This window comes from Microcoleus sp. S13_B4, assembly GCF_036700885.1.
GTDB lineage: Bacteria > Cyanobacteriota > Cyanobacteriia > Cyanobacteriales > Microcoleaceae > Microcoleus.
Window position 1 is genome coordinate 39,839 of the sequence record NZ_JAUBPU010000041.1, and the last position, 11,713, is coordinate 51,551.

General features: G+C 44.6%; 10 protein-coding genes and 2 pseudogenes. 5 read left to right on the forward strand and 7 right to left on the reverse strand.

What is annotated here, in order from left to right:
• Positions 1-69: 69 nt before the first annotated feature.
• Together QT994_RS19465 and QT994_RS19470 are read right to left on the reverse strand one after the other, a co-directional pair.
• Positions 70-1,257, reverse strand: coding sequence for a glycosyltransferase family 4 protein (locus QT994_RS19465; RefSeq protein WP_333048710.1), 1,188 nt, complete (start codon positions 1,255-1,257; stop codon positions 70-72).
• Positions 1,258-1,507: 250 nt separating this feature from the next.
• A complete protein-coding gene (locus tag QT994_RS19470) occupies positions 1,508-3,196 on the reverse strand; it encodes a DUF2079 domain-containing protein (RefSeq protein ID WP_333177258.1) in 1,689 nt (562 codons plus the stop codon).
• A gap of 88 nt (positions 3,197-3,284) precedes the next feature.
• Here QT994_RS19470 and QT994_RS19475 point away from each other — a divergent pair, with 88 nt between their 5' ends.
• Positions 3,285-4,523: a histidine kinase gene (locus QT994_RS19475; protein WP_333177260.1), complete on the forward strand. Its 1,239-nt coding sequence runs from the start codon at positions 3,285-3,287 to the stop codon at positions 4,521-4,523.
• Positions 4,524-4,583: 60 nt separating this feature from the next.
• Here QT994_RS19475 and mutT read toward each other — a convergent pair whose 3' ends face one another.
• The 3 genes from mutT to QT994_RS19490 all read right to left on the reverse strand — a co-directional run bounded on the left by mutT (position 4,584) and on the right by QT994_RS19490 (position 6,699).
• Entirely contained in the window at positions 4,584-4,988 is a 405-nt protein-coding gene (mutT, locus tag QT994_RS19480) for an 8-oxo-dGTP diphosphatase MutT (protein ID WP_333177262.1), read from the reverse strand.
• A gap of 186 nt (positions 4,989-5,174) precedes the next feature.
• A complete protein-coding gene (locus QT994_RS19485; protein ID WP_172187001.1) occupies positions 5,175-5,516 on the reverse strand; it encodes a DUF760 domain-containing protein in 342 nt (113 codons plus the stop codon).
• A gap of 223 nt (positions 5,517-5,739) precedes the next feature.
• Positions 5,740-6,699, reverse strand: coding sequence for an RNA polymerase sigma factor, RpoD/SigA family (locus QT994_RS19490; RefSeq protein WP_190661889.1), 960 nt, complete (start codon positions 6,697-6,699; stop codon positions 5,740-5,742).
• 848 nt (positions 6,700-7,547) lie between these two features.
• On the opposite strand from QT994_RS19490, the gene QT994_RS19495 reads away from it, so the two are divergent.
• The 3 genes from QT994_RS19495 to QT994_RS19505 all read left to right on the forward strand — a co-directional run bounded on the left by QT994_RS19495 (position 7,548) and on the right by QT994_RS19505 (position 10,817).
• A complete protein-coding gene (locus tag QT994_RS19495) occupies positions 7,548-7,679 on the forward strand; it encodes a MerR family transcriptional regulator (RefSeq protein WP_333177265.1) in 132 nt (43 codons plus the stop codon).
• Between the two features lie 350 nt (positions 7,680-8,029).
• Positions 8,030-9,685, forward strand: a complete 1,656-nt coding sequence (locus QT994_RS19500) for an MBOAT family O-acyltransferase (protein WP_333177266.1) — start codon at positions 8,030-8,032, stop codon at positions 9,683-9,685.
• Positions 9,651-10,817: a hypothetical protein gene (locus QT994_RS19505; RefSeq protein WP_333050624.1), complete on the forward strand. Its 1,167-nt coding sequence runs from the start codon at positions 9,651-9,653 to the stop codon at positions 10,815-10,817. The genes QT994_RS19500 and QT994_RS19505 overlap by 35 nt, the downstream gene beginning before the upstream one ends.
• Here the strand turns inward: QT994_RS19505 and QT994_RS19510 are convergent.
• On the reverse strand, positions 10,810-10,995 hold the full coding sequence (locus tag QT994_RS19510; protein WP_333177267.1) for a hypothetical protein: 186 nt from the start codon (positions 10,993-10,995) through the stop codon (positions 10,810-10,812). The two genes, QT994_RS19505 and QT994_RS19510, sit on opposite strands and share 8 nt — an antisense overlap.
• 321 nt (positions 10,996-11,316) lie before the next feature.
• On the opposite strand from QT994_RS19510, the pseudogene QT994_RS19515 reads away from it, so the two are divergent.
• A pseudogene (locus tag QT994_RS19515) lies at positions 11,317-11,478 on the forward strand (IS1 family transposase); the annotation flags it as partial.
• A gap of 29 nt (positions 11,479-11,507) precedes the next feature.
• Here QT994_RS19515 and QT994_RS19520 read toward each other — a convergent pair.
• Positions 11,508-11,639: pseudogene (locus QT994_RS19520) on the reverse strand (transposase); the annotation flags it as partial.
• Between the last annotated feature and the right edge of the window lie 74 nt (positions 11,640-11,713).

An 11,713-nucleotide genomic window follows, 5' to 3' on the forward strand; every position in this document is an offset into this window, starting at 1 on the left:
AAAAAAGTTGATATTCGACTCACTGTCAACTGTCAACCGTCAACTGTCAACCGTCAACCGTCAACATTCTTACCAATCAACCTCAGCCCTTTCCTTCAGTACCCGTTCATAAACCCACTCGGTTTCTATCGCCAACTTCGGCCAACTAAATCGGCGTTCCAAATCCTGATAAGCATTGTCAAGCAACCACTGCGCGTAACCTGGATTTTTCAAAACCTCCAAAATTCCCCAGGCCAAAGAATCTCGATTGTTTGCCTCAGTAACAACGCCAGTTTTAGTGTGCAGCACCACTTCTGGAAGTCCGCCCGCATCCGAAACGACCACAGGCACTCTTGCAGCAAAGCTTTCTAACGCTACAATCCCAAAAGGTTCGTAAAGACTGGGAAAAACCGCGCAGTCCGCCACCGTCTGGAATTTGTCAAGATGTTCCTCAAACATGAACCCAGTAAAATAACACTTATTCCAAATTCCTAAATGCCAAGCTAAATGTTTTAGATGGTCTGTATTGCCGCCGCCAACAATTACAATTTTCGCTTTACCCCCCATTTCCCAAATTACTTTAGGTGCAGCATTTAGAAATACACCAATGCCTTTTTCATAGCTAATTCTTCCTACATAATAGACTATTTTCTCATCATCAGCAGCAAACCTGCGGCGGAAATCCATCGCGTCAAATTCGTGCCACCGGGGCTTTTTATCTGGTCTAATTCCGTTGTAAATTACATCTATTTTGTTCCACGGAGTCGATAGTACCCGTTCGGCTTCCCGCCGCATATAATCACTGCAAACAATTACTCGCCAAGCGTTGTAAGCGAGGTCGTTTTCCTTGGCGTTAATATAGCGCTGCCCTTCATTGTGGATGCCGTTGAAGCGCCCGTATTCGGTGGCGTGGATGGTGGCAATTAGCGGTATTTTAAAGGTATGCTTGAGGGCGATCGCCGCATCTCCCACCAACCAATCATGAGCGTGGATGATATCAAATGGGCCTTCCTCAAGCATCAGTTTGCCGCCTTGGTGGCCCATGCTTTGGTTGAGGTTCGCCACCCAGTGAAAAAAGTCCCTGGCGTGCCCCACTACCACCCGATGCACCCGTATTCCTTCCACCACTTCGTACATCGGCGCGTGGCCGAACTCTACTGTAATTAAGTGTATTTCGTGGCGCAGCTTTACCAATTCAGGATACAGTTCCGATACGTGGCGGGCGATACCGCCTACGATTCTGGGAGGAAACTCCCATGCCAATACCAAAATTTTCATCTTTCTCCCTCCAAATAATTTATATATCTTAATGTTTAGGATTAACAGATTTATTGTATAATAACCAGCCTCTAATTTGAGTGGTTCGCAAGTTTAGGCCCAATGCCTGACTGTTGACAGCAACAAAGACGGAAAATCATGCCTAAACCTCGTTTTTGCAGGAAATTGCTTGATCGCCATTACCTGAAAAAAACAGGTTTCCTCAAGATTTGAGCCACTGAGGGAAGCAATGGCGATCGCGCCTACCCGCTTACGGTTTCTTCAAAATCGGCTCTAATTCGCCGCGAAAACGGGTCCAAGCAGCAGCAGATGCAGAATTAGAAACAGCACCCTGACGCATCAAAATCGCACCGTCTTCAAAGCCAACAATTCCGTACTCTCCAGATTTGGACATTCGATCGATCGCCGGTACAATCTCCTGCAACTGTCCCCGTTCCCCGCGAAACGCAGCCTGATATTGCTGTAACTGCCAGAGATCGGCAATTACATATTGCATCTTCACTGCCTTCCCCGCATCATTGCGGAGTTCAAACATCGGAAACCTGAGAATTTCCCGCCTGCTTGACAAAATCGGCACAATAGTATTCGTCGCTGCCACGCTAGCATCAGCAGGAATTTGAGCCAACAGCGGCCGCACTTGCAAAACGTGCTGCCATTGTCTGACGAGAGGAACCTGCACCCAAGGATCGATCGCATCGGGCAAAATCAAAGAAAAAGTCCGATTTGGGTTAGAAGTGAAGGTAAAAAATAGCGACAAACAGATGCAAAACGCCCAAAAGCGGCGAAACTTTGAAGAAGAAGGGAAAGGAAACATTGCAGAAGGAAAGCGCAAGATTGTTTTTTGTCCGCTTCTAATTTGATCTTCTTCCTTTTGGCGATCGGCCCACCACAGAATAGCCCCATAAAAAAGCCCTGGAACCACAGTCATCGCATAGCGAATATTAATCGCCAGCACCGACTCTCCTTTCGCTAAAAATAGCTTCAGCAGCGGAAATCCAGCTATCATCCAAGACGCAGGCGCGAAAGCAGGAACCAAAGCTAATGGCAACCACTGGCCAACCAGGTATCTAATCTTAGCAAAAAACGGCGTAAATAACTGAGCCACCAACCGTCCGGGATTGCTCACCATTCCCCAAATAATTTCAAGAGTCGAAGCTTCATCTCCATCGGCATATTGACCGAAGCGCTCCATCATAAACCGCTGCGATATGTCAGCAGAAAACAAAGGCATAATCAGATTAGTCAGGACGATCATATAACCAAAACTGAGTATGCAGACAGCTAAACCAGTCCAAGGGTAGCGCCGGCTCAAAATCAGGTAAACTCCAACGCCAAATAAAACAACTCCCCCATCTTCTCGCACGGCCAAAATTAAAGTTGCCAGAATCCCAAACAGCCACCACCAGCGCTTCTCCATCGCCAGCAGCAAGCCGAAGACATACAGCGGCATTTGACAAATATCGTGAAAATTGCCCAAAGTCGGGCCGATAACCGCGTTAGCGCAGTAATAGCTCACAACAATTGTCGCCGACAGCCTCGGTTCCAGATAGTGTCTGGCGAGAGCATAGAGCACTCCTCCAGCCGCCGTAATTAAAGTCACCTGCAACACAGTCAAAGTGACGGGCGAGGGAAACAGCGAATAAATTGGCAGCCACAGCATCAGCGCCGGGGTGAAATGCTGCCCCAACCGATAGTAAGATACGGACGGAAGCTGATTTTGGTGAACCACATTAGTGGACAAAGCCGAAGAGAGGGAACTCTCAAACAAGTGACCCCGAGTGCCATTCCAAAAAAGTTGATTGAAAATGCCTTGGTCGTAAGTAGCATAAAAGCTGTAGTAGCGGTGCAGCGTCAGCAACAGGCACAGCACAAAAAAGGCGGCCGCCACTTGAACCACCACCCGCAGCGACTCATTTTTCTTCCATCTCAAAAATATCATCGGCCCGCCGTAATGAAATTATCGGACAATAGCATAAATCTAAAGTAAGTATTAAATTAAAGTAGAAGTGAAATAACTCGGCTCGGCAATGCTCAATTATTTTCACCCGATCGAAAAGCTCAACAGCGTCCATCCCACACTCGGCACCAGCGGCACTGACTGTTCTCCCGAACAGCAGGTCAATTCCGCACCGCTTTTACAGCTTTTGCTGTTTGTAGACAAGCGTTCCTCTTCCCGGGAACAGACCAGACACATCCGCAAGTCCCTAAAGGATTTGAAGGCAGAGTGCGACTTTGAGCTTCAAATCATCGACGTAGGAGAACAGCCCGATTTAGCCGAACACTTTAAACTTGTAGCCACTCCCTCGCTGCTCAAAATTCATCCTGAGCCGCGACAAACTCTCGCCGGCAGCAATTTAATCGCCCAACTAGAACACTGGTGGCCCCGCTGGAAGCGTTCTGTAGAAGAATACGCAGCTCAGCAGCAGTCAGCCCCAGCACTTGCGGAAACCCTGACTAACCCAAAACCAATCTATTCCGTTGCTTGCGCCGCCGAACTTGTGCAGCTTTCCGATGAAGTTTTTCGCCTCAAACAGGAAAAAGAACACCTGCAAGAGCAGTTGCAGTTGAAAGACCGGATTATTGCGATGCTAGCTCACGACTTGCGTAATCCCTTGACGGCAGCATCTTTGGCTTTGGAGACTTTGGAGTCAAGTCAGAAGGTGAAAGAGGGGGAAAAGTCGCGTTTGACACCGAGTCTGGCGGCTCATTTGATGAAACAAGCCCGCCGCCAAATACGAATTGTCGATCGTATGATTACAGATATCCTGCAAGCAGCCCGGGGTACAAACGCTCAACTCCACATTGAACCAAAAAGAATCGAACTGGGGGCGATTTGTCAAGATGTAATCCTCCAGTTTCAAGACAAATTTCAGGCGAAAAGTCTGAACTTAGAAACAGACATTCCCGCAGATTTGCCCTTGGTTTATGCCGATCCCGATCGCATCAAACAAGTCATAGTCAACCTGCTTGACAACGCCAGCAAGTACACCCCAGACCGAGGAACTGTTAATCTTTCAATTCTCCACCGCACCGCTTACAAAGTTCAAGTCAGCATTTGCAACAGCGGCCCGGGAATTCCTGAAGAAGATTGCGCGAGCATTTTTGAAGACAGCTTTCGGTTGCAGCGAGATAAATCAACAGACGGTTACGGCATTGGATTGTCTCTGTGTCAAGGCATCATCCGCGCCCACTACGGTCAAATTTGGGTAGACTCTGTACCCGATAGAGGCAGTTGTTTTCACTTTACTCTGCCCGTCCAAAAATAGTTGACAGTTGACAGTTGACAGTTGATAGTTGACAGTTGCAACCGAATTTGACATTACAGTTCAACTTTGCCGCAGTGCAGCAATAATCTGTGCGTTTGCCTTGGGAAAAGTAAATTGGTCAATTTCGTCGAGTGTCACCCAGCGAATTTCATCGCATTCGATCGTTTGCGGTTCCCCACTGACGTAGCGGCAGTGGTGCACGTATAGTCTAACTGTAAATTTAGTGTAATCGTGGTCAATTGTAATCAAGCGATCGCCAACTTCTACGACAATCCCCAACTCCTCCATAATTTCCCGTTTTATGCAAGCTTCGATTGTTTCCCCAGGCTCTATTTTTCCGCCCGGAAACTCCCAGAAACCCCCGTGCAGTCCATGTTGTCGGCGCTTGTCAATCAAAATTTGTTGGCGATCGTTCCAGATTGCAGCAACGCCGATAACTTTGTGGGCCAAAGGAGAAAAAGACATATTAATTGGGAATTGGGTATTGGGAATTGGGAATTTAAGAATAATATCAATAATTATTTAATCTAAAATCTAAAATCTAAAATCTAAAATCTAAAATCTAAAATCTAAAATCTAAAATCTAAAATATTAAGCCCCCATCTTGCGAGGGGGGATTGACATTTGTACCACTTAAATGTTAAGAACCTACTAATCGTCCGAGCCGTGTCTCTCACTAGCTTGTATGGACTTTTCAAAAGTCATTCGCTGTTCGGCATTTTTCAGAAAATAACCGCTAATCATAGCCGAGGCGAGCAATCTACCCAAATGTTCGCGACTGGTAGTCACTGTCACCCCGAAGTGTTCCGAAGGCAAATTCCCTAAAAGTCCAACAATATTTCGCTCCATTACCTGAAACACTTCGTGAGAAGTCGGCTTAGACAACTGAGAAACTGTGTCGGGAGCCATTGACTGCACGTATTGCCATAATAAGTTGGCATTTTCTCCGTCTTCTTCAAAGAATTCTGGGGATTTATTAGATGAGTTGCTCACGAGTACCTCCGTTTCAGAGACAGCTTGTTATGTTAGACGCGGGCGGTTAAATTAAATAACCCTTATCTGATGGCTGCTGATCTTTATTACTAAGTAATTACTAATGTAGCAGGACAGTCGTAACAACCAAGTGGGCACAACCGAATTAAAAGCGGCGGTTTTTACGATTTTAGATTGGGGATTGCGAGTGGGCGAAATGTCCGATCGCCAATCCCCAATCTAGCTAGCTGGCTAGATAATCGTTGATATCTTGCTTGCGCTTGCGGAGTTTGGTCAAAGCTTCCCGTTCTATTTGCCGCACTCGTTCCCGACTGATGTTGAGACGATCGCCTATTTTGGCCAAAGTTAAGGTTTGCCCGTCTTCTAAACCAAACCGCAAGGCGAGCACTTCTCGCTGTTGCTGAGTCAGTTCCGCCATCAGGTGATCTAAGTCAGTCCGCAGGGAAGATTGCAGGGCAAAATCTTCTGGGGTAGTACCCGTATCTTCCAACAAATCGCCCAACTCTGTATCTTGATTGTCTCCCACGCGCAAGTCCAGGGAAAGTGGCAGGCGCGCGCGATCGAGATATTCGCGAATCTGTTTGGGAGTCAATTCTAGCTCTGATGCCAATTCCGCAGCCGTGGCCGCGCGACCAAGCTGTTGAGCAAGTTGGCGCTGAGCCTTTTTAATTTTGTTGAGCTTTTCGGTAATGTGGATCGGTAAGCGGATGGTGCGGCCTTTTTCGGCGATCGCTCGGGTAATTGCCTGACGAATCCACCAATAAGCATAAGTAGAAAATCTGTAGCCCTTAGTCGGGTCAAATTTTTCTACTCCCCGCTGCATCCCGATCGTGCCTTCCTGAATTAGATCCAGTAAATCTACGTTTCGCTTGATATATTTCTTGGCAACAGACACTACCAGGCGGAGATTCGCTTCCACCATTTGGCGCTTTGCCCTTTCCCCGTGTTCGATCGTCCGCTGCAACTGTGCCTCAGACAGCCCAACTGCCTGTGCCCATTCAGCCGCCGTCGGGTCGCGGCCTAACTCTTCGGCTAAAATATTTTTCTCCTGATGCAGTGCGGTTGAGCGCTGTACCTGTTTCCCGTAGAGTATTTCTTGCTCATGGGTCAACAAGGGAACGCGGCCGATTTCCCGCAAGTAAGCGCGAACAGAATCTGTATCTGAGGACTTAAGAGTTTTCATGAGCTTTTCCCGCTGAGGATCTGTGCCTCTAAAGGTTTGCGGTAGTCGCAAACCCCTAGCTTTAGCTGGGAAGGAAAGCGGGCGGGGACTTGCGCTTTCCTTCCATTTAAAGAGGCTTAATTTTATGGTAGCTAGCTACTACTCCCAGTCAGCACCATCTCAGGTTAGGTTTTGGTTGGGGCGTGCACAATACTACGTTATGTTAAGAATCTTAACATTTGTGAGAGCACTTGCCTACACTTCTTCATATTTATTTCATGCCAGCCTGGACTGTTGGTACGAGAGTAACCGCTTTCCTGGCTTTGCAGTTGCATCGGGTTAAACAAAATCGGGTAAATCTCAGAGGGGGAGATGGGGAGATGGGGAGATAGGGAGGTTGACTGAAGAACGAGACCTGCGCCCGGGGCGATCGACTAGGGGAAAAGTCGGTAGCGTTTCAACCACCTTGAATATTTCTTTACAGATACTTTACATAGTTAGTCAAAAGCTGATGTTATGATCCAAAAGATCAAGTAAGAATAACCATCTACGTGTTGAAACGTCCGGCGTTGCCCAGTAATTCCGGCAACTGACTGATCCGACGCAAGATTCGGAATAGTTAAAGGGCAAATAATAGCAGGAGGTAGAGCTTACCAGATATTTTGCCTAGTGATGGACTCGCGATCGCGCAAAAAACCAAAGTATACGCAATATTTGAAGAAATTCAAGCTCAGTGAGTAGCGGCGACAAGATAGCCACGAGTGAAAATCCGAATCTGGATTCCTCAAGAATCCCCTCCCCTTTCAGGCTAGGGAGTATCAAGAAGCCTAGACATTTGTAGACAATAAGAATAAAAATACTTATTGTTCATGTACAAAATTAGTGAGTTTGCTGCAAAAGTAGGTGTTTGGGTCAAAACAATTCAGCGGTGGGACAACTCCGGTAAATTACCAGCACGCTTAGATCGGTTGCGGGCGATCGGTACAATAGAACGCATTTGACATCTATTCCTGTAATCGCAAGCCTAATACCCTAGAAAGATTTCACATTCGGGACTAGAATTTATTGCGGTTTTTTTTTGTGTTTGTATGCGGGAGCGATCGCCCTCCCCGCTGATTAGCCCCGTCCCGATCAGCCACTATCTAGGTTATAGGCGATCGCCGCTTCTTCCCAAGCCCGGTTAGTTTTTTTAAACACCCTGTCCGACTTTTTAAACACCCTCTTAGGTTTAGCGAGTGATTTCTTCCTTCTCGTATTGCCCCGGTTTATAGGATAATTTATCGCTCATCTCGACTAACATACATAATAGATAAAAGTAGCTACTTTTTGCAACTACTCAGGTGGAGAATAAGTGACATTTAACTCAATTGAATTCCTAGTCTTTTTTCTAGTTACCTATATCTTGTACCGCATCCTTCCTTTCCGTGGTCAAAACTTGGTGTTGCTGATTGGTAGCTATGTATTCTACGGCTGGTGGGATGTTCATTTCCTGTTTTTAGTGCTTCTTTCCACCGCAATTGACTTCTACTGCGGGGCAATGATTGATACTGGTCGATTAGAATTTTCTAACCGCAGGATTGTTTCTTTGTCAGTTGTAGTAGGGGCGTTGTTATTTGATACAGTTCAATGGAATGCCATTCAGGTAAGTATAGCACCAATAGCGGTGTCAGTACAGTGGACACAACTATTACCGGCTTCTTTTTCCGGCTGGTTGATATTAATGGCGGCCCTGGTAGTTGTAGCAATTGCTAACCTGCTGTATCCCCAATTCACCGCTCTTGAGGAAAAACAGCGCCGCCATTTGTTCCTGTGGCTCAGTGTAGGGAGTAACTTGGCACTTTTAGGCTTCTTTAAATACTTCAATTTCTTTATTAGCAGTGCTGAGAGAGCAATTCATACCCTGGGGATTCATAGCAACTTATTGCATTTAAACATCATTCTGCCTGTAGGCATCTCGTTTTACACTTTTAAAGCCATCAGCTACGCTTGCGACATTTATCGAGGCAAACTGAAAGCATCACACCACTTTTTAGACTTTGCTCTCTTCTGGGCTTATTTTCCCCCATTGTTTGCTGGCCCTATAGATAGAGCTTCAGAGTTACTTCCTCAATTGTCAAATCCGCGAAAAATCAGTTTTGAACAATCTGTTCAAGGTTTGTTTCTGATATTATTTGGATTGGTGAAGAAAGTAGCGATCGCCGATGGATTAGCTGGTTCAGTCAATGCAATTTATGGGACTAAGGGAAATGTTTCTTGGATTGATATCATTTTAGCAACTTTCCTCTACGCCATTCAAATCTATTGCGATTTTTGTGGTTATTCAGACATCGGTAGAGGTGTATCCAAATTGTTGGGTATAGAACTAATACTCAATTTCAATCTGCCTTATTTTTCTAAAGATCCCAGCGAGTTTTGGCGTCGCTGGCACATTAGCCTCTCTACTTGGCTACGGGATTACCTATATATACCACTTGGGGGAAACCGTCAAGGCGATCGCCAAACTTATCAAAATCTGATGACAACAATGGTACTGGGCGGACTTTGGCATGGGGCAGCATGGAACTTTATCCTGTGGGGATTTTATCAGGGGATGCTTTTGTCTGTGTATCGAGCTTTTACCCCTAAGACTACTAACAAACAACTACCGAGCAAAAATAAGTTCAAACTTCTAGAAGGAGTAGTCGCAACTCTATTCTTTTTTATGCTGACTTGCTATGGATGGCTGTTGTTTAAAGCCACTTCCCTGACTCAGATTATCTCCTTTACAAAAATTCTGTTTGGAGATTTCGGAAACTTGGCGCTCAGTCTGCCTACACCCCCATTACCTGCTATCTTGGGCATTCCACTACTGATCAGCTATGAATTTTTGGCTTACCAAACTGATAATCCCGATTTTTACCGTCGTTATCCAACCCCAGCCCGTGCAGCTTTTTATACAGCACTCATTATTATTTTATTGATGGGAGAAAGCAATGCCCCTGCACAGTTCATCTATTCTCAATTTTAAACCAGCTATCAGCAATGCCATGCGTAAAAAATTCGTCACCGGACTGTGGATCATTTTCTTCCTATTGATGTTCGATTTTTCGATCAATTTTATGTTTCCATATCCGTCCGATCCTTTAGCAAGTTCTCCAGGGCAACTCAATACATATTTTGAATATGGGCGATCTATTGAGGGCAAGCTTTCACGGATGGTCGGTTCTACGGATGAATTAAGTTCACCTATAGCAATTGCTGGCTGGTTAGATCCAGAACTATGGAAGAAGTTAAATATACCCGTTAGCCGAACTTCCGATAAAGATTTGCTAATTGCTATCTACGGTATGTCATTTTCCAATAATGTCGGCACCGCCATGGAGGAAATGGATTCGAGGCTGATGATTAGAGCGATCGCCGGACCTGCTGCTCCGCCTAATTACTCCTTCGCTGCGTACAATTTAGATCGAGGTAAGCATCAAGCCGATATAGTAATTTTGGGACTGTTAGCTTCTAGCGTTAAAGGACTCAGAACTCTTAACGGCATGACTTGGCAGTTTGAAGGACCAGCACCTTACACCTACCCACGATACTTTTTGGAAGATGGAAAGCTGAAGGCAATCTCGCCCAATGTGATGTCTTTAGCTCAACTTCGGGCTGCCCTCCAAAATAAGCAACAGTGGAACGCATTTGTTAATCAACTTAAAGAACACGATCAATTTTTTAATGGATTTATATTCCAGAAAAAATGGCTGGATAATTCGGTAATTATCCGATTGATTCGCAGAGCTTTAGCACAACGTCATCAGCTCACACTTACAAATCAAATTCATAGTACAACAGGGTTTAATGCCGAATCAGAAATTCCTGTTTTAAGGGCAATAGTTAACGATTTCGGAGCCACAGCTAAAGCTGATGGTAAAATGCCAATTGTGCTTATTCTTAATGATCGTGGATATGAAGATCATTTGTTCCAAGCACTCAAACCAACCTTAGAAAATGCTTCAATTCCCTATATCAGTACCCATAATATTGTTCCTGCTACTGATCTCAGTAACTTTATTGGTGATGGACACTTTACCCCAAAAGCCAACAAATTAATCGCTCAAGAAGTGCTAAAGTTGTTAAATGAGCATTTTAATCGAGTTCAACTTAACTAGAAGTTAACTGAACATTAGAATTACTGACAAAATGCTCACCATTTTTAACGATACTTACCGGAGAAACTCCTGAAGTTAATCCCCGCTGTATAGGTTTGACGGGACGATTATCTGCGAGTGGTAAATCAACGGTTGTCATAATTTTAGCAAGGACAATTTTCATTTCAAACTGAGCCAATTGTATCTTCCAGCAGAGGAAAAAAATCACGAGATAACAAGAAGTGAATTGATCACAATTCATGATATCCATTGGGAAATTGGGTAGTAATAAATATGTAGTGAAATTTAATTACCGTAATTGAATCCCTAGGTTAATTTTATAACTCACACTATCAAATTTTGTGATTTTAATATTTTTTTACTCGCTCGAATGTAGATGGAGTTACAGTTATGGTATCATAAGTAATTCTTGCTGGAACCGTTGATATTGACCAACATTAATTTAGTCATATAATATGCTATCCTTACGACCAAATTGCCCTGATTCTGTTCAAATCACATAGTTAAGAATGGTAGAATTCATAATAAAAAAACCTCAGACAATTGTCCTAGTTGCGGTCGCCAATTTGTAGAGAATCCTACAAACAAAGTAATGGGTTCACAAACAAAAGATTTAATTGATCGCCTTCTGTTGGAGAAAATTTCTTTGGCTGGTAGAGCTATATAGTCATTTCAAATAAGTATGAGACACTAGACTGCACAAGAAGCACGAATAATTTCATCAAGAGATGTGCCAGGAGACGCATACATTTTAGCTCTCTTTAATGCACTAAAATCATGCTCAATATCATTTAAGTCAGGAGAGTATTTTGGTAAAAATACAGCAGATTCCAGGGAAATAGAGTACACCTTACTCCCAAACACTTACCAAAATGGTTGACAAACCCTTGCAACCG